Source organism: Micromonospora sp. H33 (assembly GCF_052068455.1).
Lineage (GTDB): Bacteria > Actinomycetota > Actinomycetes > Mycobacteriales > Micromonosporaceae > Micromonospora.
This window is the reverse complement of record NZ_JBQHDE010000007.1, coordinates 92,558-114,588: the sequence shown is the minus strand read 5'-3', so window position 1 is coordinate 114,588 and position 22,031 is coordinate 92,558. Positions and strand designations below refer to the sequence as shown.

At 70.4% G+C, this 22,031-nt stretch carries 26 protein-coding genes and 1 pseudogene; 13 read left to right on the top strand and 14 right to left on the bottom strand.

Annotated features, from left to right (window positions below; all coding sequences use genetic code 11):
• Nucleotides 1–363 precede the first annotated feature (363 nt).
• Both ACTMS0_RS17735 and ACTMS0_RS17730 read left to right on the top strand, forming a co-directional pair.
• Entirely contained in the window at nucleotides 364–1,077 is a 714-nt protein-coding gene (locus ACTMS0_RS17735; RefSeq protein ID WP_441156317.1) for an alpha/beta hydrolase, read from the top strand.
• 106 nt (nucleotides 1,078–1,183) lie between these two features.
• Nucleotides 1,184–1,786, top strand: coding sequence for a TetR/AcrR family transcriptional regulator (locus ACTMS0_RS17730; protein ID WP_441156316.1), 603 nt, complete (start codon nucleotides 1,184–1,186; stop codon nucleotides 1,784–1,786).
• A gap of 420 nt (nucleotides 1,787–2,206) precedes the next feature.
• On the opposite strand, the gene ACTMS0_RS17725 is transcribed toward ACTMS0_RS17730, so the two are convergent.
• From ACTMS0_RS17725 to ACTMS0_RS17710, 4 genes are all read right to left on the bottom strand, one after another.
• The gene (locus ACTMS0_RS17725; protein ID WP_441156315.1) at nucleotides 2,207–2,887 is read right to left on the bottom strand and encodes a hypothetical protein; all 681 of its coding nucleotides are present in this window, start codon (nucleotides 2,885–2,887) and stop codon (nucleotides 2,207–2,209) included.
• Nucleotides 2,888–3,044: 157 nt separating this feature from the next.
• Nucleotides 3,045–4,094: a hypothetical protein gene (locus ACTMS0_RS17720; protein WP_441156314.1), complete on the bottom strand. Its 1,050-nt coding sequence runs from the start codon at nucleotides 4,092–4,094 to the stop codon at nucleotides 3,045–3,047.
• Nucleotides 4,095–4,351: 257 nt separating this feature from the next.
• On the bottom strand, nucleotides 4,352–4,513 hold the full coding sequence (locus tag ACTMS0_RS17715) for a hypothetical protein (protein WP_441156313.1): 162 nt from the start codon (nucleotides 4,511–4,513) through the stop codon (nucleotides 4,352–4,354).
• A 184-nt stretch (nucleotides 4,514–4,697) separates the two neighbouring features.
• On the bottom strand, nucleotides 4,698–6,212 hold the full coding sequence (locus ACTMS0_RS17710; RefSeq protein ID WP_441156457.1) for an ISL3 family transposase: 1,515 nt from the start codon (nucleotides 6,210–6,212) through the stop codon (nucleotides 4,698–4,700).
• 354 nt (nucleotides 6,213–6,566) lie between these two features.
• On the opposite strand from ACTMS0_RS17710, the gene ACTMS0_RS17705 reads away from it, so the two are divergent.
• Nucleotides 6,567–6,914: a CPCC family cysteine-rich protein gene (locus ACTMS0_RS17705; protein ID WP_441156312.1), complete on the top strand. Its 348-nt coding sequence runs from the start codon at nucleotides 6,567–6,569 to the stop codon at nucleotides 6,912–6,914.
• 390 nt (nucleotides 6,915–7,304) lie between these two features.
• On the opposite strand, the gene ACTMS0_RS17700 is transcribed toward ACTMS0_RS17705, so the two are convergent.
• The gene (locus ACTMS0_RS17700; protein ID WP_441156311.1) at nucleotides 7,305–7,976 is read right to left on the bottom strand and encodes a hypothetical protein; all 672 of its coding nucleotides are present in this window, start codon (nucleotides 7,974–7,976) and stop codon (nucleotides 7,305–7,307) included.
• A 589-nt stretch (nucleotides 7,977–8,565) separates the two neighbouring features.
• Here ACTMS0_RS17700 and ACTMS0_RS17695 point away from each other — a divergent pair.
• The 5 genes and pseudogenes from ACTMS0_RS17695 to ACTMS0_RS17675 all read left to right on the top strand — a co-directional run bounded on the left by ACTMS0_RS17695 (nucleotide 8,566) and on the right by ACTMS0_RS17675 (nucleotide 11,206).
• Nucleotides 8,566–9,453, top strand: a complete 888-nt coding sequence (locus ACTMS0_RS17695) for a LysR substrate-binding domain-containing protein (RefSeq protein ID WP_441156310.1) — start codon at nucleotides 8,566–8,568, stop codon at nucleotides 9,451–9,453.
• A gap of 149 nt (nucleotides 9,454–9,602) precedes the next feature.
• Nucleotides 9,603–10,004 (top strand): VOC family protein, encoded by a 402-nt coding sequence (locus ACTMS0_RS17690; RefSeq protein ID WP_441156309.1) that lies wholly within the window; start codon nucleotides 9,603–9,605, stop codon nucleotides 10,002–10,004.
• 23 nt (nucleotides 10,005–10,027) lie between these two features.
• Nucleotides 10,028–10,669 (top strand): CatB-related O-acetyltransferase, encoded by a 642-nt coding sequence (locus ACTMS0_RS17685; protein WP_441156456.1) that lies wholly within the window; start codon nucleotides 10,028–10,030, stop codon nucleotides 10,667–10,669.
• Nucleotides 10,666–10,923: pseudogene (locus tag ACTMS0_RS17680) on the top strand (virginiamycin B lyase family protein); the annotation flags it as partial. The gene ACTMS0_RS17685 and the pseudogene ACTMS0_RS17680, both read left to right, overlap by 4 nt.
• A gap of 19 nt (nucleotides 10,924–10,942) precedes the next feature.
• Complete coding sequence (locus ACTMS0_RS17675) at nucleotides 10,943–11,206, top strand: virginiamycin B lyase family protein (protein ID WP_441156455.1); 264 nt, start codon at nucleotides 10,943–10,945, stop codon at nucleotides 11,204–11,206.
• A gap of 102 nt (nucleotides 11,207–11,308) precedes the next feature.
• On the opposite strand, the gene ACTMS0_RS17670 is transcribed toward ACTMS0_RS17675, so the two are convergent.
• From ACTMS0_RS17670 to ACTMS0_RS17650, 5 genes are all read right to left on the bottom strand, one after another.
• Nucleotides 11,309–11,683, bottom strand: a complete 375-nt coding sequence (locus ACTMS0_RS17670) for a hypothetical protein (protein WP_441156308.1) — start codon at nucleotides 11,681–11,683, stop codon at nucleotides 11,309–11,311.
• Nucleotides 11,684–11,749: 66 nt separating this feature from the next.
• On the bottom strand, nucleotides 11,750–12,796 hold the full coding sequence (locus ACTMS0_RS17665; protein WP_441156307.1) for a P1 family peptidase: 1,047 nt from the start codon (nucleotides 12,794–12,796) through the stop codon (nucleotides 11,750–11,752).
• A 508-nt stretch (nucleotides 12,797–13,304) separates the two neighbouring features.
• Nucleotides 13,305–14,450, bottom strand: a complete 1,146-nt coding sequence (locus tag ACTMS0_RS17660; protein ID WP_441156306.1) for an RNA polymerase sigma factor — start codon at nucleotides 14,448–14,450, stop codon at nucleotides 13,305–13,307.
• A 4-nt stretch (nucleotides 14,451–14,454) separates the two neighbouring features.
• Entirely contained in the window at nucleotides 14,455–14,862 is a 408-nt protein-coding gene (locus tag ACTMS0_RS17655) for a YciI family protein (protein ID WP_441156305.1), read from the bottom strand.
• Nucleotides 14,863–15,034: 172 nt separating this feature from the next.
• Entirely contained in the window at nucleotides 15,035–15,751 is a 717-nt protein-coding gene (locus ACTMS0_RS17650; protein WP_441156304.1) for a TetR/AcrR family transcriptional regulator, read from the bottom strand.
• A gap of 112 nt (nucleotides 15,752–15,863) precedes the next feature.
• Here ACTMS0_RS17650 and ACTMS0_RS17645 point away from each other — a divergent pair, with 112 nt between their 5' ends.
• Nucleotides 15,864–16,847, top strand: a complete 984-nt coding sequence (locus tag ACTMS0_RS17645) for an NAD(P)-dependent alcohol dehydrogenase (protein ID WP_441156303.1) — start codon at nucleotides 15,864–15,866, stop codon at nucleotides 16,845–16,847.
• Nucleotides 16,848–16,940: 93 nt separating this feature from the next.
• Here ACTMS0_RS17645 and ACTMS0_RS17640 read toward each other — a convergent pair whose 3' ends face one another.
• Both ACTMS0_RS17640 and ACTMS0_RS17635 read right to left on the bottom strand, forming a co-directional pair.
• Nucleotides 16,941–17,966 carry an LLM class F420-dependent oxidoreductase gene (locus ACTMS0_RS17640; protein WP_441156302.1) on the bottom strand — a complete coding sequence of 342 codons (1,026 nt, stop codon included), beginning with the start codon at nucleotides 17,964–17,966 and terminating at the stop codon, nucleotides 16,941–16,943.
• A gap of 16 nt (nucleotides 17,967–17,982) precedes the next feature.
• A complete protein-coding gene (locus ACTMS0_RS17635) occupies nucleotides 17,983–18,399 on the bottom strand; it encodes a nuclear transport factor 2 family protein (protein ID WP_441156301.1) in 417 nt (138 codons plus the stop codon).
• Between the two features lie 75 nt (nucleotides 18,400–18,474).
• Here ACTMS0_RS17635 and ACTMS0_RS17630 point away from each other — a divergent pair, with 75 nt between their 5' ends.
• Nucleotides 18,475–19,038 carry a PadR family transcriptional regulator gene (locus ACTMS0_RS17630; protein WP_441156300.1) on the top strand — a complete coding sequence of 188 codons (564 nt, stop codon included), beginning with the start codon at nucleotides 18,475–18,477 and terminating at the stop codon, nucleotides 19,036–19,038.
• Nucleotides 19,039–19,173: 135 nt separating this feature from the next.
• Here the strand turns inward: ACTMS0_RS17630 and ACTMS0_RS17625 are convergent, their stop codons facing one another.
• Nucleotides 19,174–19,479, bottom strand: a complete 306-nt coding sequence (locus ACTMS0_RS17625; RefSeq protein WP_441156299.1) for a hypothetical protein — start codon at nucleotides 19,477–19,479, stop codon at nucleotides 19,174–19,176.
• Here ACTMS0_RS17625 and ACTMS0_RS17620 point away from each other — a divergent pair.
• The 3 genes from ACTMS0_RS17620 (at nucleotide 19,478) to ACTMS0_RS17610 (ending at nucleotide 21,073) form a co-directional block, all read left to right on the top strand.
• On the top strand, nucleotides 19,478–19,900 hold the full coding sequence (locus tag ACTMS0_RS17620; RefSeq protein ID WP_441156298.1) for a VTT domain-containing protein: 423 nt from the start codon (nucleotides 19,478–19,480) through the stop codon (nucleotides 19,898–19,900). The genes ACTMS0_RS17625 and ACTMS0_RS17620 overlap by 2 nt on opposite strands.
• Nucleotides 19,901–20,041: 141 nt before the next feature.
• Nucleotides 20,042–20,536 carry a nitroreductase/quinone reductase family protein gene (locus ACTMS0_RS17615; RefSeq protein WP_441156297.1) on the top strand — a complete coding sequence of 165 codons (495 nt, stop codon included), beginning with the start codon at nucleotides 20,042–20,044 and terminating at the stop codon, nucleotides 20,534–20,536.
• 57 nt (nucleotides 20,537–20,593) lie between these two features.
• Nucleotides 20,594–21,073 carry a YcxB family protein gene (locus tag ACTMS0_RS17610; protein ID WP_441156296.1) on the top strand — a complete coding sequence of 160 codons (480 nt, stop codon included), beginning with the start codon at nucleotides 20,594–20,596 and terminating at the stop codon, nucleotides 21,071–21,073.
• A 230-nt stretch (nucleotides 21,074–21,303) separates the two neighbouring features.
• Here ACTMS0_RS17610 and ACTMS0_RS17605 read toward each other — a convergent pair whose 3' ends face one another.
• The gene (locus ACTMS0_RS17605) at nucleotides 21,304–21,993 is read right to left on the bottom strand and encodes an alpha/beta fold hydrolase (RefSeq protein WP_441156295.1); all 690 of its coding nucleotides are present in this window, start codon (nucleotides 21,991–21,993) and stop codon (nucleotides 21,304–21,306) included.
• Between the last annotated feature and the right edge of the window lie 38 nt (nucleotides 21,994–22,031).

Below are 22,031 nucleotides of genomic sequence, written 5' to 3'. Positions count from 1 at the left end.
CAGTACCGTCCGGGTGAGCGCCTTCGACCCGAACCGGTCCCGCACCGCGTCGACCGCCGCGTCCAGCTCCGCATGCGAGCCGGGGCCCGGACGGCTCGGCCAATCTTCGCCGGCTCGCCCTGATCGTCGCGTCGGCGTGGTCACCGACGTCGCCCTGCACTGCCGCGGCCGGGCCCGCACCGCGAAGGCCTGGGGCCGCGGGTAGCGGTGTGACGACGGCGGCGCGGGTCGTGCACCGAGGCGAGCTGGCCCGGAGCGAAGCGGACAGACCTGTCTGTTGACATGCAGCGGCCTCGCGGTTACTGTTCCGAACAGACAGACCTGTCTGTTCGGAAATGTCCACCACGCGATTGGAGATCCCTCATGGCCGACTCAGCCAAGCCCACGATCGTGCTCGTCCACGGAGCGTTCGCCGACTCCTCCAGCTGGAACGACGTCACCCGCTTGCTGCGCGCGGACGGCTACCCGGTGCTCGCGGTCGCGAACCCGCTGCGCGGCGTCGCATCGGATGCCGCCTACGTGGCGGCCACGGTTGCGGCCGTCGACGGACCCGTCATCCTCGTCGGCCACTCCTACGGCGGGAGCGTCATCACCACCGCCGCCCGCGACCAGCGGAATGTTCGGGCCCTGGTCTACGTGGCCGGCTTCGCCCCAGACGCCGGCGAGACGGCCGCCGAGCTCTCGGGCCGGTTCCCTGGAAGCACGCTGGGGGAGACCCTCGAGGAGATCGCACTCCCCGACAACCAGGCCGACGTGCGCGTCCGCCAGGACCTGTTCCACCAGCAGTTCGCGGCGGACGTGAAGCAGGACGACGCTGAACTCATGGCCGTGGCGCAGCGCCCGATCGCGGTGGCCGCCCTCAACGAGCCCTCCGGCGCCCCGGCCTGGCGGCTCCTGCCCTCGTACCACCTGATTCCGACCGCGGACAAGAACATCCCGCATATCGCCCAGATCTTCATGGCGGAGCGTGCGGGCGGCGCCGTGGTGACCGTGCAGGACGCCTCCCACGCCGTGCTCGTCTCCCAGCCCGGCGCCACAGCCCAGCTGATCAAGCGGGCGGCGACCGAGACCGCCTGAGCCTCGCACCGGTGGCCGCGGCGGGGGCCCCGCCACGGCCACCGAGAAGGGCAGACGGAATAGTCTGTAGGCCATCCGGTGCAATGGGATGTGAGAGGAGACGGCCATGGCGGCGCAGGCAGCGTCGGAGCGGCCTTCCGCCCGTGAGCGCATTCTGCGGACCGCCGACGAGCTGTTCTACCGTCACGGCCTGCGCGGTGTCGGGGTGGACAGGGTCATCGCCGAGTCCGGAGTCGCCAAGGCGACGCTCTACGGCAACTTCCCTTCAAAGGATCAACTCGCCGCGGAGTATCTGCGCCGTCGCGACCGGGCCTGGACCGACAGCCTGAAGCAGGCCGCCGCGGCCGGCGGTACGGACCCTGCGGCCCAGCTGTCAGCGATGTTCGACGCGTTGAACTCCCTGTACCGGTCCGAGGACTTCCAGGGCTGCGCCTTCTTCCAGGCCATGATGGAGAGCGAACCCGGAACACCGCAGTACGAGGTCGCCGTCAACCACAAGCGTGCGGTACGCCAGTGGGTCCAGGACCTCGCCGCGGCTGCCGGCGCCGACGATCCGGCCCGGCTCGCCCAGCAACTCACCCTGCTCATCGACGGTGCACTTGTGGCTGCCCGGGTGGAGAAGGACCCGGGGCTGGCGACGGCTGCAGCCGAGGCTGCGCGGGCCCTGATCCGACAGCACGGATGCCACCGGACCGAGACCCCCACCTGAGCAACACGCACTCCTGGCTGCGGCTGGAGCACGACGGCGGGGTGCTGGTCATCGATCCGGGCACTTGGAGCGAGCCGCGCGTGCCCTGGCCGGCGCGGAAGCCGTCCTGGTCACCCACGAGCACACCGATCACGTCGACGTGCTGCGCCTGGCCGGCCTCGGGTGCCGGTGTACGCCCCCGAGGGCGCCGACCTGCCGACCGGGCGCCGCTGCCGGTAACCCGGGTCCGCGCCGGCCAGCGCTTCACCGCCGCCGGCCTCGGCGGTCACCGCGGTCGGCACAGGCGCAGCGATGGTGGGCCTCGGCACCGCGCCCGGCTGATCGTGGGTCGGAGCCTGACCTCGTGTCGGGTCGCCTATGGTGCGCCGCAATGCGGCCTGCTGGCCGGGTGGCAGGGCCACCCCGGCCAGATCGAGTGGATCAGCGCAGCGCCCACCGGGTTGACGGGCTGTTGTGGGTTGGGACGAGCGGACGCTGCACGGGTGAGCGGGTGTTAGGGCTGGACCGGCCGGTCCGGTACGGCGGCAGCCGCCACATCCCGTGTGTAGTGGTCTGCCCCTCGACGGGCAAGGCGCCCCGGTGGGTGTAGCCGCGCCGCTGGAACAGGTCGAGGTCGGCGTCGGAGAAGACCTCCGCGTATGTGGGCAGGCTGAGCGTGTCCATCCAGCGCTGCGATCCGGCGAGGACGGCCGCGGCGCGGCCAGAGTTCGCCGGGCCCGGTGCGGCGAGCAGTGCCAGGTGGTTGTGCGCCTCGGTGGGCCGCCGCGCGGCGAGAGCCTGGTCGAATTGGAGGAACCGGTCTTGGTGTGTACCGCATGCGTCGGCGAGCCGGTCGGTGTACCGGGCGGGGGGTGGGATGGGCCGGTAGCGGTGGAACCAGACGGTCGCGGCCGTGCCGTCCGGGAGCAGGAACGCGTCGCCGAAGAGCAGCGCGTGTTCGGTCCAGATCCGGGCCACGGCGGCGAGGATGGTCGGCCGGCGTCGCTCGTCGGGGACGAGCCAGGTGCCGAGGGCGGTGGGCGCGAGGGTCTCGGTGACGAGATCGGCGATCCGGCCGATGTCGCACCACCGGGCACGGACGACGGGCGTGCTGACGTTCATGGGTAACTCCTGGTCACCATTGTGATCGGGTACGTCGGGGAGGATGCCGGGCATCGCCGCGGGACCGCCGCGGGCCGGCGTGGGCCCGCAAGGGCCGTCAGGGATACGGGAACCACAGCCGCCGGTGCCGCGCGGACGGCACGCAACGGCCCGCCGGTCAGGCGGGCCGGGTGTCCGGACGGGGCGAGCGGGACGAGAGAGCGTCGCCGCCGGTCGGGTGCCAGCGGCGCCCCGCCAGGCTGGACGGCGTCCATACCGAAGTGGGGGCGTCGGCCGGGCCCCCGTGGACGGCGCTGGACGAGCCGGATCCACTGGTGCCGGGGGCGGGCATGGCTGGCGCGAAGTCGGCGTCCGGGCGGAGCGGGTGCGGCCCGTCCGGACGAACGAGGCGCGGCGGCGACGAGAGGTGTGTCGTGGTGTGCCAGTCCGACGAGGTACTCGTGGTGACGGCGCTCGAAACGGGCCTGCCCGGTTCGCCGACCGATCCGGTCGGCGTCGGTAGCGTCGGCGCGGGTGGTGGCGTGGCCGGCGGGCCGGTGGGCGGGTCCAGGAGGTCCGTCACCGGGTCGAGGGTCTCGAGCACGGGGTCCAGCGGCTCGAGCACCGGTGGCAGCTTTCGCCCGACGGGGGAGACGATCGGGGCGAGCGGCTGGGTCACCGGGCTGAGGGCGTCGGCTGCAGGGGCGAGAACGCCGGCCCGCACGGGGTCGGTGATGGGTCGTAGCACCTCGCTCGCCGGGGTGAGCACCCCGGCCCGGACCGGCTCCGCGAGCGGACGGAGAATGCCACCCACCGGTGGCAGCGCCTCCCCGCCGCCCGGACGGGTGGCTGGGAGGCTGGCGCCCTTGGCGGCGGGCTTCGGCGGGCCGACCTGGACGGGGCAGGCCGGCGGTGGTGTGACCTGGTCCGCCGGCCGGGCCGGCGGACGGCCCGGCGCCGGGCCGGCTCCGCTCCCCAGGGGCCCGGGGGCCGTCTCGCCGGCGGACCCTTCCGTGGCCGCCGGTGCTGACGTCGGGTCGAGGATCGGGCGGAGGACGCCTGTGAGCAGGTCGACGGCGGCGTCCGCCGGCGGGTCCGGCCGACGATCGGCAGCGTAGGCGGCCCCGGTGGTGGCAGCCGCGTGGACGCCCCATGCCACGACGACCCCGCCGAGCAGGAGCCCGAGGCGCAGCGCGACCCGCGTCAACCGCCCGCCCCGTCGAGTCATCCCGGCACCCCTCCGACCCCCCGGCCATCGCCGACGGTCACCGTCCGCACTCTATCGAATGCGGTCGACCGGATCACAAGCCTGCCGCTGATCGAAATCGGGCGCGTCGCGCCGTGGTCAGTCGTGGACACTCCGGCCGCTGGGTACCACTGGGGCCATGAGCACGAGCACCGCGGACCGCCCCGTCGTCGACCCGGCCACCCGGGCGGCCGGCGTCGTCGCGGTCGTCGCCCGCCTGAAGAACAGGCCCGGCCTGCTCACCTCAGGTCCCCGAAGTAGCCCACCTCCTCGCCGAGCAGTAGCGGTACCTCCGTGGTGGCGGCCTGGACGGCCATCGGGCTCGCCGCCGCCGGCGGCGCCACCCTGGCCGCCACCGAGGTGGGGCCAGTGGTGTTGTCCGGGTCGGGGGTTGATGTCATAACCCCGCGGTCGCCGTGCCGTCCACGTGCCAGTAGCCGGTGGGGTGAAGGGCTGATGAAGCCCGAAGGAAAGGGGCGACGGAAGCTTCTTGACGAGCAGTGGCAGATAGATGGCCGGTGTACAGATCACCGTGCCCAACCCGGTACGACCGAACGGGGTCTGTCGCTGATCTTGTGACGTTCCTCAGGCTTGCAGGAGGATGCGTTTGCGGAGCAGGTCGAAGTTGGCGCGGCCGTAGCCCATGCGCTTGATCAGCTTGGCTCTGGTGTTCTGGCCTTCGACCTGGCCGGAGCTCCATGGGGTGGAGAGGCCGGCGACGACGGCGTCGTAGTCGTGGTGGAGCCCGTCGGCGAACTGCCGCAGGTGGGGTAGGTCGTCGTGGCGGACCTGGTCGATCCAGGCTGGCAGCTGGGTGCCGGTGAGGTTGGTCATCATGGCGGCGAAGGCGCGCACGTGCCGGGCGGCGGCGTCCAGGTGTGGGCAGGCGGCTTGGACGTCGTGGAGGGTCACGGTGTGGTCGGGTTGGAGTCGGTCGGGGTGGGTCAGGAGCCACCTCGCCATGGCGCGGGGGGCCGGGATCGGCTGGGCCACTGGCGGGGCGACCATGCCGGCTTTGAGCAGGCGGATGTATCGGCCGACGGCGCTGCGGTCTCCGGTGTATCCCTGTTCGCGGATCTGTCGGTAGAGGTGTGAGGCGTTGCGCTCGCCCTGGGTGAACTGCTCGTAGAGCCAGGGTTTGTAGGCGTCGAGCAGGGTCCGGCGGTGGATCGCCGGCGCGAGGAGCGCGTCGAGGCTGTCGGCGCGGGCGTAGCGGCGCACGGTGTAGTAGTCCAGGTCCAGATCGCGGCTGATGCCGCGCAGTGACCGCCCGGCGGCGACCAGTTCCTGCACCGCGGCGTACCGGCTGCGGGTGCGGGCCACCAGCGGGCGGGGACGACCACGCACGTCGCAGTACTCGTCTGGTAGCGGTGGCGGCGGCATGTCGAGGGGTGCCGGTTCCGCGGCGGCGAACGCGGTCGTGATGCACCCGTGGTGCGCCGCGACGGTCTTCTCCACGGCCTGGCACAGGTTGTGCCACAGGTGCCAGCGGTCCGCCACCTGCAGGGCCTGGGGTGCCCCGGCGCGGGCGGCTTCGGCGTAGGCGCGGCCACGGTCGCGGCACACCACCTCGATCTCGGCGTGTGCCGCCAGCCACGCCGCCACCGGTCCGGCGTCGCGGCCCTCGAGCACCTCGATAGGCCGCCGCGTCTCCAGATCCACCAGGATCGTCGCGTACACGTGGCGCCGGCGCAGGGCGAAGTCGTCGACGCCCACCACCCGCACGTCGCCGGCGGGCTGCTCAGGCAACGCGCGGACCAGGCGGAGCAGGGTGTCCTTCGCGACCGGAACACCGAGCCTGCGGGCGAGCCGGGCAGCCGGCCGGGCCGCGAGCGCCACCGCGATCTGAGCGAGGATCTGCTGCAGCAGCGGGGTCCGCCGCGCGTGCGGCCGGGTCAGATGCTCCACCTGCTCGACGAACGTCACCACCGGGCAGGTGCCGGACACGCACTTGAACCGGCGCACCACCAGCTCGATCACCACCGCACAACCGCCCAGGGCGGCATCCGCCAACCGGCGATGGTAGCGGCCGTGCACTCGTCGTGATGGCGTACCGCAGCGTGGACATCGCCCGCGGCGAGCGCGGGACCGCCCCCGCATCCGGATCGAGCCAGCTGACGACTCAACCATGTCGACGACCACGTTGGACAGATGAGGAAGGACTTCCTTCAGGAATCGCGGAGGCACGGCGCAGATGATCACGACCGTCGACAGCCGTCACAAGATCAGCGACAGACCCACCGAACGTGCCTAGGCCACTGGCAGAGACCCAGGTTGGTGTGACCTCGTGCGGTTGGCGAGACCTACGTCGGCAGGGCGGGTCAAACTCCGCTGGACGGCTCAAGATCCTGGTCAGCGACCGAGTCACCCGCAGTTACATGAAGGCGGTGGATATCCGGATCGCCCATGAGCGCACGTCCTGCAGGCATCAGCCAATGCTGAGCGGCCTGGCAGGTGGGCCTCCGACAGGACTACATCGAGCACTCGTCCGAGGTCCGAACGGGCGCGATTCGCAGCCCGGCGAGGGTGCCTTTTCGGGGCTGCCATGGGAGGCTTGCCGGCGTGATTGAGCATCCCGTCAACCGGTGTCCCTGCTGTGGCAACCGGACCGGGTGCACGACCTGCCCGGTATGTTTCTGGACCGATGACGGACGAAGGGGTGCGGACGCCCCCATGGTGGCTGGCGGCCCCAATGGAGAGGTCAGTTTGAGCGATGCGCGGCTCAACTTCGCCATCTACGGGGCGAGCCACCGACGGTACGTGGACGTGGTACGCCCGCCCCGCCGCGATGAGCTGCCGTAGCGGTACGTAGAGCGCATCCGTTGCACGCGCACCGCCGTGCGGCGGTATCCCGAGGAGGTCCGCGGTTTCCGCTCTCTCACCACGTCGCCACGACCGCTCTCATCGCAGCCTGTGAATGCGCTCCTGGTCGCGTTTGGTTCGTTGAGGGACATGCCAAAACGGAAGGGTCTGTAAGACGAACGGTGATCTTCATCCTTCCGAACTGACGCTGGCTTCTAGGCGAAGTACTCCTCAGCCAGGTTGGTGATCGTGCGCCAGCATCGCGGCGAGATCCGCCCACGGTCCCGCACTCAGCGGATGGGTGCGACAGGTGTACCGCATCTTGCCTCTCCTGTCGCGCCGGCGCTGTTCGGCAGTCACCCGAAGCTCGACGAAGCCTTTCGGAACCGCTCAGTCGAGCACCGACTCGCCACCCGGGTAGGCGAATGACGAACGCGGCGAGTAGAAGCCCCACACGACCTCCAGCGGCTCGGCCGGACGCAGCGCGTAGACCGAGTGGTCGGGTTCCAGGAACTCCAGTGACTCCACCTCGAAGGGGTCAACCGGGGCCGCCACGAAGGGATAGTTCCCGCTGAGCAGCTTGCCGTCCAGCTCGGTGAGGTAGCGGAGTTGTCCCCGGTTCACCGCATCGCCGGTGCGGCCAACGCGGGCCGTCGTCCTGATCACGGGCACGCCGTCCGCCTCGGTGGTGGCGACCAGCCGGTGACCCCTCACCTCGATGCTGGTGGTCCCCACAGTGGCCGGCACGCCTCGGGCGGCGGCGTACTCGCGGACCACCGGGCTGGAGTTGAAGTAGTGCGTCCACCAGCGACCAGGGGTGACCCCGTCGGGGGCGTCGACGCCGGACAGGTCCGGCCCGAGATAGGTGAGCGAGTAGGCGCCGAAGCCGGAGGTCTGCCCCGGAGCGTCGACGACGTACTGGTTCATGAATACCTGGCGGTTCGGCGTCGGCTTGAGCCCTCCGGGCACCAAGGCGGCCACGGCCTCGGGGTCGGCCGGTGTCCAGCCGAAGTAGATCATCCTGCTGTTCACGACGAGCTGCGGAGCGACGAGTTCGGTCACGAGGGGAGCCCTTCCGCTGAACACCGATCGGTAGCCGCGACGCTACGGAGGGCTTCAGTGAGAGGCAACGACGGATTGACGACACGTGACCGGCGCCGCCGCCAGGTGTGGGGCGGGGCGCCGAGCCGGGGACAGTCCGAATATCGACCGAGCGGGGCACCGCGGCGATGGTTCCCGCCTCGCTCATGGCGCGCCGGCGTGGGCCACCATGACCATCGATCGATGTGGTCGCGGGTTCGTCTGCGGGTGATCAGGTGTGCCAGGAGACGTCGAGCCTCGGCGAGGCTGAGGGGACGAGCCCGCCCGGTCGGTGGTGCCCCCTTTTGCGCCTGGGCGGTGGTGACGGCGAGGAAGGCGTGGGCGCACATAGCCGGTTGTTATCGGCCCTGGTCGCCGCCACGGTGGTGTGCTGCGCGTGGTTGAATGGCGTCTCGGTCAGCACCGGCCGGCGGACGGCCGGGCCTGCACGGCCAGGTCAGGCCGTGCGGCAGGTGAGGGCCGGCTGGTCGACGGGCGCCACCGTCCGCGCGGGGTCGTTACCCGGTCGTCGGCACGCCGACGCCTGCGGTCGGACGTGGAGGTAGCCGTTGTGGAACTGCGCGACATCGAGATCTTCCTGACGCTGGCCGAGGAGCTGCACTTCGGGCGTACTGCACAGCGCCTGCACCTGTCGCAGGCCCGGGTCAGCCAGTCGATCGCCGCTCAGGAGCGCCGGATCGGAGCCGCGTTGTTCGAGCGCACGAGCCGGCGGGTGTCACTGACCCCGATCGGCGTGCGCCTGCGCGATGATCTGGCGGTCAACTATCAGGGCATCCTCGCCGGCATCGAGAACGCTGCCATCGCGGCCCGGGGGATGACCGGCGTACTCACCCTTGGCGCGATGGGCGCGCTGGCTCATGACATCGCCGATGTCACCGGACTGTTCCGGGCTCGGAACCCTGGCTGCGAACTGCGGTTCCGGGAGGTGCACGTCAACGACCCGTTCACCCCGTTGCGGGTTGGCGAGGTCGACGTCGCGCTGCTGTGGACGCCGGTCAACGAGCCCGATCTGACAGTTGGGCCCGTCGTACGTGCCGAGCCGATCATGTTCATGGTCGCCGACAACCACCCGATGGCTCGCCGGGGCAGCGCCGTCATGGAGGACCTCGGGGATCACCTCGTCGCCCAGCCATCGGCCCCGACCCCGCGATATTGGGAACAGGCGTTGGTGCCGTTCCACACTCCCAGCGGACGCCAGGTGCGGCGAGGCCCGAAGGTCGCCACCTGGCAGGAGGTCCTCACCGTCGTGGCGGCAGGCACGGTCGTACAGCCGGTCCAGGCCGAAGCCGCCCGCTACTTTCCCTGGCCGGGGATCACCTACCTGCCGGTGCGCGACGCTCCGGTGTGCCGATGGGCGCTGGTATGGCGCACGGCTGGCCAGACCGCACTGGTGAGTGCGCTCGCGCAGGCCGCCCGCGACGTCGTCACCAGCGAATGATCCCTCGCGGATGAACCGGCTCCAGCCGTGCAGCCCGACAGTTCAAAGGACGTCGCCCCTGGCACCAGGACCATCCTCATAAGCCTGGGTTATGAATGGTTCGGGCATCTGCCGTTGATCGGAAGTTCTGTGGCGGCGATGGTGAGGTCATGGCAATTTCCACGACAGCACCTGCGTCGATCACCACATCCACCGTGTCGTTGACTGTGGACGATGTAGCCGCCTCGCGCGACTTCTTCCTCACCCACCTGGGCTACGCGCAGGTCATGGCCGCCGACGGGTTCGCCTCACTGGCGCGCGATGACGCGGCGGTGGCTGTGGTCCTGCTGCAGCGCGGCTCGCGGGTACTACCTGAGGGGGTCCGCGACCAGCAGGCGGTTGGTTTGATCATCGCGTTCACCGTCGAGGACCTGCTGGCGGAGCACGACCGTCTCCATGCGGCAGGAGTCGAGATCACCATGGCGCTGTGTGAAGAGCCGTGGGGTGAGCGGCTGTTCCAGGTCACCGATCCCAACGGGGTCGTGGTTCAGTTCGTGGAGTGGGCACGGTGAGCGCGCGCCGCTATCCCGACCCGATGAACCTGCATCCGCTCTCCGGCCACGATCGGGTGGTGTTTCTCAAGCCGCTCGTCACGGATCCGCGCATTCAGGTCGGCGAGTACACCTACTACGATGACCCGGACGGGGCGACCGGCTTCGAGCAGCGTAACGTGCTCTACGGCTACGGCCCGGAACGGCTGGTCATCGGCAGGTACTGCGCGATCGCATCGGGGGCACGGTTTCTGATGGCCGGAGCCGACCATCCGACCATGGGCGTGTCCACCTTTCCCTTCACGATGTTCGGCGGCGAGTGGACCGAACGGACACTCGACATCGTCACCTCGATGCCCAGCCGGGGAGACACCCTCGTCGGCAACGACGTGTGGTTCGGCTACCAGGCGACGGTGATGCCCGGCGTACGGATCGGCGACGGGGCCGTCGTCGCGGGTGGGGCGGTGGTCACCGCCGACGTGACGCCCTACACGATTGTCGGCGGTAACCCGGCCAGGCCGATCCGGCGACGCTTCGACGACGCGGACGTCGACCGGCTGTGCCGCGCCGCGTGGTGGCACTGGCCAGTCGAACTGGTTACCGAGCACACCCGCGCCATCATGGCCGGCACGCCGGCGGACATCGAACGAATTGCCGTCGAGAACGGACTGGAGCGAGCCGCATGACAGCCGCGTCCAGTCAGGAGCACGTCGTGGCCGACCCGGCCTGCAGCCCCTACGCCATCACCACTGGTCCGGACCGTGCGTTGTGGTTCACTCGGTGCACGGCGGCCAGATCGGCCGGTTCGACCCCTGCGGTGAGCCCATCTGCCACCAGCTCGATCCGGCATGCGGCCCGACGGTCATCGCCACCGGACGGGGATGGCGCGCTGTGGTTTACCGAGTACCAGGAACACCGCATCGGGCGGATCATCACCGACGGCGACCTGAGAGTCCGCCCTGCCCACCCCGGGCTGCGGGCCGTTTGGGATCGTCGCAGGACCCGACGGCGCCATGTGGTTCACCGAGACCGCCGCCGACCGCATCGGACCGATCACCATCGACGGCCGAGTGACCCAATTTCCGCTGCCTGTCATCGGCGCGTTCCCTTCGGCGATCACGGCCGGCGCAGACGGCGGCATGTGGCGCGTCATCGTGTTCAGGGCGCTGTCGTGCGCGGCCGCGGCGCTGCTCGTCGGGCGGTCCGCCGCCCGACAGCTGTGAACGACCTGAGTAGGCAGCCCGGCTGCGAGGAAGGCGGGGTGGTCGTCGGCGAACTCGAAGCCGAACCGTTGCTCGATGCTGCTCGAAAGGGTCGGCGACAGTTCAGGGGGAGAGGCGGCTGACTGCCAGGCCGGCGTCGGTACGAACGAGTGTCAGCGCGCCGATCCAGCTGGCGTCGTCGGGGTACTCCCAGTTGACTGGATCTGCGAGCACGTGCGGGAGGTCTGGTCGGGGGACGACCTCGCCGGGGGTGAGCCCTTCGAGCCCCTCGTCCGAGATCCACCGCTCGTACCTGCGGACTTCGATCCATCCGCGATCGACCAGCGATAGCAGGATTCCGGCGAGTTCGTCGAATGGCAGCGGTCGCTCAGCTTCGTCGAGGTCGCCGCGGACGCCTGGCAGGATGTCCATCTCCATTGCGTTGATGAAGAAGCACTGTTCGACGTAGCTCAGGTTGTCCCAGTCCTGTTGGCTCACGGTGATCGTGGCAGGCAGCGAGTGCAACCTGACAGCCGGCTGCCGGGCAAACTCCCACGCTGCAGTTCAAGCCGGTGGGGTCAGCCGGCCGGCCGCTGCCAGGCGCCGGACGACGGCCTCGTGAGGTACGGCGTGACTGGTGCGGCCACCCACTCCGGTGGTGGTCGTGGCGGTGATGAGGGAGTTCAGCAGCGCCTCCTCGACCGAGTCCAGGACGGCCGCGAAGACCGGATTGAGCTGCGAGTCCGGCATCGGTGGCTGGGCCGGCTCCGCCGTGCTGAACGCGATCGCGTAGTCACCGCTGCCGTTGCTGTACGACGCGCCGACCCGGCCCATCGCGAAGATCGCCCGTCGGGCGAGACGACCGAGTTGCCGGGCGTCCAGGGGTGCGTCGGTGGCCACCACGATCATGCAGGAGTTGCCCAGCGGTTCAGTCCGGTCGGCCTGCGGAATCAGCTCCTCGACCGGCAGTGGGACACCCAGCGCGGTCAGCACACCGCCGAAGTTGGACTGGGTGAGAGCACCCACCGTCATCGGGCGGCCGGCCGCTCGTACCATGCGGGACGAGGTGCCGATGCCCGCCTTGTAGCCCAGGGCCGTGGTGCCGGTCCCGGCGCCGACGCAGCCTTCCGCCGGCGCTTCACTCGACGCGCGGGTCAGAGCGTCGAGTACGTGTCCTTCGGTGATCGGGCGCCGGCGGATGTCCGAGAGGTGGCCGTCGTTGGTCTCGCCCACCAGTGGGTTGAACGACAGGCCGTCCGGCCGGCGGTCCATCAGGTAGGTGAGCACCGCGTCCGCGGCTCGGAACACCGACAGCGTGGCCGTGAGGACGATCGGGGATTCCAGTACGCCGAGCTCGTCCACCTGGGTCGAGCCGACCAGCTTTCCGTAGCCGTTTCCGGTGTGGACGGCGGCCGGCACGGACCATCGTCCCGGGCCGAGTTGGCTGGGTACGACTGCCGTGACTCCGGTGTGCAGGTCTCGGCCGTCGTCGACGGTGGTGTGCCCCACCAGCACCCCGGGGACGTCGGTGATGGCGTTGTGCCGTCCGGTGGGCAGTGATCCGACGACGATGCTGAGATCGCGGGCGCGGTGGTGAGCCGGCTGCTTCATGATGCTCCCGTTCGGTGCCACGTTCGGGCGGGTCTCCGGCTTCTTCGGGTTGCCTCCTCCCCGTTCGGGGAGTAGGCAGGTGGCCCGCCTACGTCGGTCCGGGGAGGCCGCATGCTACCTCCGGCCCTGGTCACCCCGAAGATAGCTGTGGCTACGCTGGTGGCCGGAACCGCTAATCCCGTTCAGGCGAAGCCTGCCGAGCCGCCGAAGGTGCCGGTGGCCGTCGGGTACGGGAGCGCGGGGTCGATCGTGCTTGTCGCAGCTGGGCTGCGACCGGTCGGCTCCAGGGTCTGACGGAGGGCGATCGGGTGACGCAGCCGCGATTTCGTTGCCACCTGACCCGGTCGCCACCGGGTCAGCCATTTCTACTGTCGAGGCGTGCAGACCTTGCGGTACTGGAACGTCAATCTCACGAGCAAGTCGCTGACCAGGACTCCTTGGTCGGTGACCTCTTCGGCGAGGCCGAAGTGGCATTCTTGCCACGAAGATGCGGCACCGCACCGGCGGGTCAGCGACCCCGGCGGGCGTTGAGCCGGGCGGCCTGGCGCGTCAGGTGGTCGCGCTCGGCGAGGTTGGGGGCCTTTCGTGCTGCCTCGGCGTACAGCCGTGCCGCTGTGGCCAGGTCGCCGTCGCGTTCGTGCAGGTACGCCGCCACCGCCGCGTGGCGGGGCAGTGAGTCGTCCAGCGCTGCGAGCGCGGCCAGCCCGGCGCGCGGTCCGTCGGCCTCGCCGACGGCCACCGCGCGGTTGAGCCGGACGACCGGGCTGTCGGTCAGGCGCGCGAGCTCGTCGTACCACTCGACGATCTGCACCCAGTCGGTCTCCTCGGCGGTGGGCGCGTCGGCGTGCAGTGCCGCGATGGCGGCCTGGGCCTGGAACTCGCCCAGCCGGTCGCGGGCCAGGGCCGCCTGCAGGATCTCGACGCCCTCGGCGATCGACGTGGTGTCCCATCGGCGGCGGTCCTGTTCGGCGAGCGGCACCAGGCTGCCGTCGGGCGCGGTCCGGGTGGCGCGGCGGGCGTGGTGCAGCAGCATGAGGGCGAGCAGCCCCGCGACCTCGGGGTGGTCGATCGCGGCCGCGAGCTGCCGGGTGAGCCGGATGGCCTCGGCGGCGAGGTCGACGTCGCCGGAGTAGCCCTCGTTGAAGACCAGGTAGAGCACGCGCAGCACGGTGGCGACGTCGCCGGGCTGGTCGAAGCGCACGCCGGAGACGGTGCGCTTGGCCCGGCTGATGCGCTGCGCCATGGTGGCCTCGGGCACCAGGTAGGCCTGGGCGATCTGGCGGGTGGTCAGCCCGCCGACGGCGCGTAGCGTGAGCGCGACCGCGGACGACGGCGTCAGCGACGGGTGGGCGCACAGGAAGTAGAGCTGGAGCGTGTCGTCGACCGCGGGCGCGCGCCCGGGCGCCGGCTCGTCGTCGACGAGGTCCTCACGTCGGCGGCGGGCGGCATCCGCCCGGGTCGTGTCGAGGAACTTGCGCCAGGCCACGGTGACCAGCCAGCTCTTCGGGTCCCGCGGCGGGTCGGCCGGCCAGACGCGGAGCGCCTCGATCAGCGCGTCCTGCACGGCGTCCTCGGCCGCCGCGAAGTCGGCTCCGCGGCGGACGAGGATGCCGAGCACGGTCGGCGTGAGGCTCCGGAGCAGGGCCTCGTCCATCAGGTCACTCGGTGATGGTGGGCGGCGCGGTCAGGAAGGGGCGCAACTCGAGCCACTCGTGGATCGGCTTGCCGCCCACCCCCGGGGCGGCCGACAGCTCCCCGGCCAGCTCGATGGCGCGCTCGTAGCTGTCGACGTCGATCACCATCCAGCCGGCGATGAGGTCCTTGGTCTCGGCGAACGGGCCGTCGGTGACCGGCGGGCGCCCCTCACCGTCGTACCGGACGAACGTCCCCTCGGGGGCGAGCGCCTGGCCGTCGACGAACTCGCCGGTCTCCTCGAGCCGGGCCGCGAAGTCGTTCATGTACTGCACGTGCGCCGAGATCTCCTCCGGCGTCCACTGGTCCATGGGCACGTCGTTGACCGCAGCCGGAGCGCCGCGGTAGTGCTTGAGCAGCAAGTACTTGGCCATCGTGGTTCTCCTCGATGCTGGTGCGACCCATTCTGGTCACGTTCACCCCGGAGACGGAGCCGGCCACGGGTTCTCGACATTGCCGTCCGGATTTTTTGGCTCGCGTAGATGAGCCCCGCGCAGCCTACCGACGACGGTCAGATCGGTCGGATGCCGCCGGTCCTGACCCGTCTCACCGGGGTCGGCGCGACGACGTCCAGCCTTGCTGTTGCAGCCGTTCGATGCCGTCCAGCAGGAGGTCCAGCGCGAACTCGAACTCGAACTGGTCGTCGCAGCCCTGCCCCACGACCGACGCGTTGTCGTGGGATGCCGCCATGGCGATCTCCGCGAGGTACGGGAACCGGGCCGCGACCTCCGGTGGTAGGGCCGCCGGCGGGTCTGGGTTGGTCGTGCCGGACCGGCCGGCGCGCCGGGAGGCGTCGAAGAGCTCCTGGCTGAAGCCCAGGATCCGGCTGCCCATCGCGTGCATCACGTGGTGGGCGAGGTCGGCGGAGAACCCGCCGGCGCGGAGCGTCCCGATCATCGAGTCGAGGTAGGCGAGGATGGCCGGCGTCGGCGTGTTTCGCGACTCGATCGCGAGTGGCGCCCAGGGGTGGCGCCGCAGCATCTGCCGCGCCGAGAGGATGCGCTCGCGGATCGCGTGCTTCCAGTCGGCGTCGGGCACCGGCGGGTCGATCTCGCCGACGACGACGTCGATCATGCCGTCGAGCAGTTCGTCTTTGTTGGCTACGTGCTTGTAGAGGGCCATCGGCACGACGCTCAGATCCTGGGCGAGGTTGCGCATGCTGAGGGACTCGATCCCGGCCTCGTCGGCGAGCGCGACGGCGGCGCGCAGGATGCGGTCCCTGCTCAGCGGCGTCCGGCGCAGCATCTCAGCCTGCTCAGCCATCTCGGTCCTCGTCTTCCGGCGGCGGTTGAAACCATAACCGCCTTGACAGGTGTACGGCGTACACCTACGTTGCTCCCACGAGGTGTACGCCGTACACCGGGGGGAGGGAAAGATGAAAGCGATCGTCCAAGACCGATACGGCCCGCCGGAGACGCTCACGCTCGCGGACGTCGACGCGCCGGTGCCTGCCGCCGACGAGGTGCTCGTGCGGGTCGGGGCCGCCGCGCTCAACGCGTACGACTGGCATGTCATGCGTGGCGATCCGCGGATGGCGCGGTTGGCCATGGGCCGGTCAGGGCCGCGAGCGCGCATCCGTGGCCGCGACTTCGCCGGCCGGGTTGAGGCCGTTGGCGCCCACGTTCGACAAGTGCGCCCGGGCGACGCCGTCTTCGGCGACCTCGGCGACACCAACGGCGCGTTCGCCGAGTACGTATGCGTACCCGAGACTTTGGTCGCGCCGAAGCCGGCGAACCTGACGCCGCAGCAGGCGGCCGCCCTGCCGCTCGCCGGCATCACCGCGCTCATGGGACTGTGCGACGTCGGCCAGGTCCAGCCTGGCCACCGCGTCCTCATCAACGGCGCCTCCGGCGGCGTCGGCACCCTGGCCGTCCAACTGGCCAAGGTGCTCGGCGCGACCGTAACCGGGGTGTGCAGCACCCACAACGTCGACCTGGTCCGCTCCCTCGGCGCCGACCACGTCGTCGACTACACCCGCGACGACTTCACCCACGACGCCCGCCGCCACGACGTCGTGTTCGACCTGGTCGGCAACCGCTCACTCACCGCGCTCCGGCGGGCGCTGACCCCGACCGGGACCCTGGTGCTCTCCGGCGGCGGCGTGTACCGCGGCGGCAGCCTCATCGGACCGATCTGGCTCATCGCGCGCGGGCGGCTGCTGGCACCCTTCGTTCGACACCGCATCGTCACACTCACCACGGCACCCAGCCGGCAACATCTCGACACACTCCGCGCCCACGCCGAGACCGGCCGCCTCACCCCGGTCATCGACCGGACCTACCCGCTCCACGAGGTGCCCCAAGCCATCCGGTACCTCGAAGGTGAACACGCGCGGGCGAAAGTGGTCATCACCATCTGACAACCCGACCACGGCCCCGGCCGGGGCCGTGGTCGTCGCCCGAATGCACAAGACAACCCAACCGCGAGGAGCCTTCAAGGTCGATGCGTGTCGTCAGTCGACCAGCTCGGCGATCTGGCGCAGCTGCCGTGGGCCGCCCTGGACCAGCAGGGTGGTGATCACGCTCTCGCGCCACCGCTGCAGCTCGTCCTTGATCTTTGCGGCCGGCCCGATCAGCGCGATGTCCTCCACCAGCGCGGTCGGAACGGCGGCGATGGCCTCCTGCTTGTTGCCCGCCAGGTACGCCTCGGTGATGACGTCGCACTCCCGCTCGTACCCGAGGCGGGCGATGACGTCACGGTGGAAGTTGGCCGACTTGGCACCCATGCCACCGACGTACAGCGCGACGAACGGCCGGATCCGGTCGGCCGCCTGCTCCACGTCGTCGTCGACGACGATCGGCACGGTCGCGGCGACCTCGAACGCGTCCGGGCCGCGGCGGGCGCCCGGTCGGGCGAAGCCCTCGGCCAGCGCGGCGCGATAGAAGCCGTCCGCCTTGGGGGAAAAGAACAACGGCAGCCAGCCGTCGGCGACTTCGGCGGCCAACGCCACGTTCTTCGGCCCTTCGGCGGCGAGGAAGATCGGGATGTCGGTGCGCAGCGGGTGGACGGTGGACTTCAGCGGCTTGCCCAGGCCGGTGCCGCCGCGCTGCGGCAGCTGGAAGAAGGCACCGTCGTACTCGACCGGGCCGGTGCGGGCGAGGACGGCGCGGATGATCTCGATGTACTCCCGGGTGCGGGCCAGCGGCCGCGGGTACGGCTGGCCGTACCATCCCTCCACGACCTGCGGGCCGGAGGCGCCGAGCCCGAGGATGAACCGGCCGCCGGACAGGTGGTCGAGGGTGAGCGCCGCCATCGCGGCGGCGGTCGGCGTACGGGCCGACATCTGCATGATGTTGGTGCCCAGCCGCACGCGGGAGGTGCTGGCGCCCCACCAGGCGAGCGGGGTCAAGCAGTCCGACCCATACGCCTCGGCAGCCCAGATTGAGTCGAAGCCGAGGCGGTCGGCCTCCGCGATGGCCTCCGTGGCGCCGGCGGGTGGGCCGGAGGACCAGTAGCCGGTGGTGTATCCAAGCTTCATCTCGCGTCCTTCCAGGTCACGGGGCGATCCCGTCGGCGGCGAGGCCGGCGAGGACCGCCTCGCTCAGCGCGTTGACGGCGGACAGGGGGCGGACCATGACCGTGAACTCCTCGATCAGGCCGTCGTCACCGAGCTGGAGCAGGTCGAGGCCGTGGATCTGCTTGCCACGCACGGTCGCGCGGAAGATGAGGATGTGCGACTCGGCCGGCCGGCCCGCCGTACCGATCTCGGCCTCGCCGGCCAGTTGCCCGACGTACCGAAAATCCTCGAACGTGCGCAGGAGTACGCCGAGGAGCCCGTGGACGGACTGCGCCCCCTGGAACGGAGTGAACTTCACCGGGCTGAAGAAGCGCACGTCGGGGCTGAACAACCCGTCGAACGCGGTCAAGTCTCGGGCCTCGACGGCGGCACGGAACCGCTCGACGGTCCTCATGGCTGCCTCCTATAGTCAACGATAGGAGTAGTCATATCACTGACTATGCGACGAGGGAAGCGGGAGGTGCGGCCGATGGCGCTGCGCCACGCGGTGCTGGCGGCACTGCTTGACGGCGAGTACAGCGGGTACCAGCTGGCCAAGACCTTCGATGTGTCGCTGTCGAACTTCTGGTACGCGGTGCCCCAGCAGCTCTACGCCGAGCTGGCCAAGCTGGAGCGCGAGGGGCTGATCGCCGGCCGGCAGGTCATCCAGCGGGACCGGCCCAACAAGAGACTGTTCACGGTCACCGACGCCGGCCTCGCGGAGCTGGCCGCGTTCACTGCGACGCCGTCGAAGCCGTCGTCCATCCGGGAGGATCTGCTCGTCATGGTCCAGGCCGTCGACCGGCTGGACCCGGCCCCGGTCATCGTCCAGCTCGAGGAGCGCGCGGTCATGGCGGCGGCAAAGGTGGAAATCTTCGATCGGATGCTACAGCGGCTGCGTGGCGAGCTGGACGAGGAGACGTTCCTGCGCGAGGGCGACCGGATCGGGCCGTACCTGACGTGTCTGCGCGGCCGCCGGTTCGAGCAGGAGAACCGCGAGTGGTGCGAGCGGGTCGCGGCGCTGCTGCGCGCCCGGGCGCCATTGCCGGGCTGACCCCGCCGGTGCCGCCCTGCTGGGCGCTGCCGTGCGCCGGGAGCTGGCCACCGGGGGCCCGGTGGTGCTCTGTTCCGACGTCGCGGTTAGGGGCGCGGACGGGGCCGTACCCCCTCGCCGTTGTGCGCCCTGGGGTCAGTGCTTGATGAGGACCTTGAGGCTGGTGCGGTCGGCCATGTTCTGGTAGCCGGCCGGGACGCCGTCGAGGTCGGTCGTGGTGTCGAAGACCTTCCCCGGTTCGATGGTGCCGTTGAGGATGTCGGGCATCAGTTCCTCGATGTAGGCGCGGACCGGTGCGGGTCCGCCGGCCAGGCGGAGGTTGTGGCGGAAGAGGCTGCCGAAGCCGATCGGTGCCTCCTCGCACTGCGGGACGCCGACGCGTCGCCACTGTGAGCGGACGTCGGCGAGCACAGAGCGCGCACCCGGAGCGTTGTTCGGCATGCTTCCGGGCGCCCTGCTCTCCATGATGGGCGGGCTCGGGGCCACGCTCACCGCCTTCGGCATCGGCCGGCGCGGCCGGGGCCTGCTGACCCGCATCACGACGCCGGCGCAGCGCGCTCGCGCCGAGGCGTTGCTCGAACGTTACGGGCTGCTCGCCGTTTGTCTCACCCGGCCGGTGCCGGTGCTGGCCGAAACCGTCGCCATGCTCGCCGGCACGTCCGACCTCGGCTGGGGTCGCGTGACCCTGGTCGGCGCCGCGGGAGTACTCCCGACCTCGTTGCTCTTCACGGCCGCTGGCGCCGCCGGACAGCGAGCGGAGCACAACCTGGTCTTCATCGCCCTGCTCGGCCTTGCGGCGCTCGGCGCCTGGATGCTGCGCGACCGCGGCACAGCTCGGCACCGTCCTGAGCCGGCAGGGTGAAGACCCAGCTGCAGCGGTGCGAGGCCGGCGAGGAGGTGATGCAGCCGGGGGCATCGGCGGGCCGATCGGCTGTGCTGGTCCGCCCGAGGCTGCGGCTGGCGTCCTGTTCGTACGATGGCGGCCTGCGTGTGGGAGGTCGTCATGTCGGTCGAGAACCGGGCGAAAACACCGCGGCTTCCGCCGCGCTGGTTCATCCGTCTGGCCTGGTCGGTGCACCGGGGCCTGTACCGGGTCTTCCGCGGCCGAGTCGGATTGTGGCGGCCACGCGCCCACGGCTGGGGCACACTACGGCTGACTACCACCGGCCGCCGCACCGGCCAGCAGCGCGGCGTCATCCTCGGGTACGTCGAGGATGGGCCGAACCTGGTCTCGCTGGCGATGAACGGGTGGGGTGAGGGCGAGCCCGCCTGGTGGCTCAACCTGCGGACGCATCCGGACGCGACCGTCGACCTCGTCGACGGACGGCGGCTGGTACGTGGTCGCGCCGCAACAGGTGACGAGCGGTCGCGGCTGTGGGCCCGCTGGCGCGAGATCGACACGAACCTCGACGCCTACGCGGCACTACGGTCGTCCGAGACCGCGGTGGTGGTCCTGGAGCCCAGACCCGGCGCGTCGGACACGTTGCCGGGTGGCTGATCGGCCCGGGTGCCGATCACCAGCAGCACCCCTTGATGCTGGATCTAGGATGCGGCGATGCAGATCTCCATGTGGGTCCCCTACGACGAGAAACAGCTACGGCGCACACTCCAGTTCATCCTCCGTCCGCAGCTGAAATCCATCCGCATCCTGGGTGGAGTGCTGGTCGTCCTCGGTCTCGCCCTGGCGGCCCTGGAGGCGTCATCGCCGCTGGCCTACGTTGCCCTGGTTCTCGGACTGCTGTTCGTGGTCGCGATCGCACCGATAACGGTGGCTCGGTCGATGCGTATGCAGTCCGACGTCATCAGGGACGGGTTTCAGATGACGCTGGACGACGAGTGGGTCACCCTGACCTACCCGCTTGCCGAGTCGCGGTTGCGGTGGAGCGGCCTCGGCCGCGTCATCGAGACTCCCGAGGTCTGGTACATCATGTTCGGCAAGATTCAGGCGATCACGATCCCGAAGGACCTGATGACCGAGGAGCAGCGGGCCACGTTCGCCGCGTTCGTCAACGGCTTGCACCCCGCCGGTAAGTGACCGCGCACGGACCGCACTAAGGCCTGAGTGTTCGCCTCGCCGTCGAACCCGACCGGGGCGGTGGACAGCGCCGAGCAGGTGACGTCGATCGGACGCTGGCCCATGTCGTCTGCCGCAGCCGCATTCGGCAGGACCAGCCACGACCCCGCCTGACCAGGAGGTCCAAACGCACGACACTCGGCAGTACCGAGTGGAAGCACAGGCCTGGCCGGTCACTGTCTGCCACTCGATCATTCGGCGAGGAATGCGACCAGGGTACTGAGGTACTGGTCTGGAACGGTCTCGTGCACCAGATGGCCGGCCTCGATCGTCGTCAGCCGGGCGTCGGCCAGACGATCGGCGAGTTCGGCGACGTGCTGCTGGGGGACCGGGCTCGTTGCTCCGCCACCGATGAGCAGGGTGGATGCCGTGACCCGGGCGACGATGTCGGCCCATCCCGGATCCGGATCGTCGATCTCGGGCCGGACCTGCTCCACCATGTGCCAGTCGAAGGGCAGATCCCCTGCGGGACGGTTGGGAAGTCCCGGCGGTCGAGGGTGTGGGAAAGCAATGTCCTCAAGGACGAGTTTACGGACGTGTCCCGGCCGTTCGGCGGCCACCACACAGGCCACCAAACCGCCGAGGGAGTGACCGACCAGGTCCACCGCGCCGGTGTCCAGTTGGTCCAGAATGCCGATGACGTCTTGCGCGAACAGATTCACGCCGTACGTGCCGGGCCAGTCACTGGCACCGTGGCCCCGCAGGTCGACGGCGTACACCGTCCGCTCAGCACACAGGCCTGAGGCGATCACGTCCCAGTCGCGTGCGGTCTTTCCGGTGGCATGAAGCAGCACGGTGGGCGTCTTGTCCTTGCCGACGGCTTGCCATACCCGCAGTGAGAAGCGCAGGTCCCCGACCGCGATGTTCATCAGCTCAGGCACGCCCTGAGCCTCTCCAACCGTCGCCTCGGACTCAAGGC

Excerpts from the sequence above, each read along its gene's own strand:
- ACTMS0_RS17655 (WP_441156305.1), bottom strand. The coding sequence starts at position 14,862 with ATGGCCAAGTACTTGCTGCTCAAGCACTACCGCGGCGCTCCGGCTGCG.
- ACTMS0_RS17650 (WP_441156304.1), bottom strand. The coding sequence starts at position 15,751 with ATGGCTGAGCAGGCTGAGATGCTGCGCCGGACGCCGCTGAGCAGGGAC.
- ACTMS0_RS17735 (WP_441156317.1), top strand. The coding sequence starts at position 364 with ATGGCCGACTCAGCCAAGCCCACGATCGTGCTCGTCCACGGAGCGTTC.
- ACTMS0_RS17645 (WP_441156303.1), top strand. The coding sequence starts at position 15,864 with ATGAAAGCGATCGTCCAAGACCGATACGGCCCGCCGGAGACGCTCACG.
- ACTMS0_RS17665 (WP_441156307.1), bottom strand. The coding sequence starts at position 12,796 with ATGAAGCAGCCGGCTCACCACCGCGCCCGCGATCTCAGCATCGTCGTC.
- ACTMS0_RS17660 (WP_441156306.1), bottom strand. The coding sequence starts at position 14,450 with ATGGACGAGGCCCTGCTCCGGAGCCTCACGCCGACCGTGCTCGGCATC.
- ACTMS0_RS17615 (WP_441156297.1), top strand. The coding sequence starts at position 20,042 with ATGTCGGTCGAGAACCGGGCGAAAACACCGCGGCTTCCGCCGCGCTGG.
- ACTMS0_RS17725 (WP_441156315.1), bottom strand. The coding sequence starts at position 2,887 with ATGAACGTCAGCACGCCCGTCGTCCGTGCCCGGTGGTGCGACATCGGC.
- ACTMS0_RS17635 (WP_441156301.1), bottom strand. The coding sequence starts at position 18,399 with ATGAGGACCGTCGAGCGGTTCCGTGCCGCCGTCGAGGCCCGAGACTTG.
- ACTMS0_RS17620 (WP_441156298.1), top strand. The coding sequence starts at position 19,478 with ATGCTTCCGGGCGCCCTGCTCTCCATGATGGGCGGGCTCGGGGCCACG.
- ACTMS0_RS17685 (WP_441156456.1), top strand. The coding sequence starts at position 10,028 with ATGAACCTGCATCCGCTCTCCGGCCACGATCGGGTGGTGTTTCTCAAG.
- ACTMS0_RS17625 (WP_441156299.1), bottom strand. The coding sequence starts at position 19,479 with ATGCCGAACAACGCTCCGGGTGCGCGCTCTGTGCTCGCCGACGTCCGC.
- ACTMS0_RS17690 (WP_441156309.1), top strand. The coding sequence starts at position 9,603 with ATGGCAATTTCCACGACAGCACCTGCGTCGATCACCACATCCACCGTG.
- ACTMS0_RS17640 (WP_441156302.1), bottom strand. The coding sequence starts at position 17,966 with ATGAAGCTTGGATACACCACCGGCTACTGGTCCTCCGGCCCACCCGCC.
- ACTMS0_RS17730 (WP_441156316.1), top strand. The coding sequence starts at position 1,184 with ATGGCGGCGCAGGCAGCGTCGGAGCGGCCTTCCGCCCGTGAGCGCATT.
- ACTMS0_RS17710 (WP_441156457.1), bottom strand. The coding sequence starts at position 6,212 with ATGCGGGGGCGGTCCCGCGCTCGCCGCGGGCGATGTCCACGCTGCGGT.
- ACTMS0_RS17610 (WP_441156296.1), top strand. The coding sequence starts at position 20,594 with ATGCAGATCTCCATGTGGGTCCCCTACGACGAGAAACAGCTACGGCGC.
- ACTMS0_RS17720 (WP_441156314.1), bottom strand. The coding sequence starts at position 4,094 with ATGACTCGACGGGGCGGGCGGTTGACGCGGGTCGCGCTGCGCCTCGGG.
- ACTMS0_RS17630 (WP_441156300.1), top strand. The coding sequence starts at position 18,475 with ATGGCGCTGCGCCACGCGGTGCTGGCGGCACTGCTTGACGGCGAGTAC.
- ACTMS0_RS17715 (WP_441156313.1), bottom strand. The coding sequence starts at position 4,513 with ATGACATCAACCCCCGACCCGGACAACACCACTGGCCCCACCTCGGTG.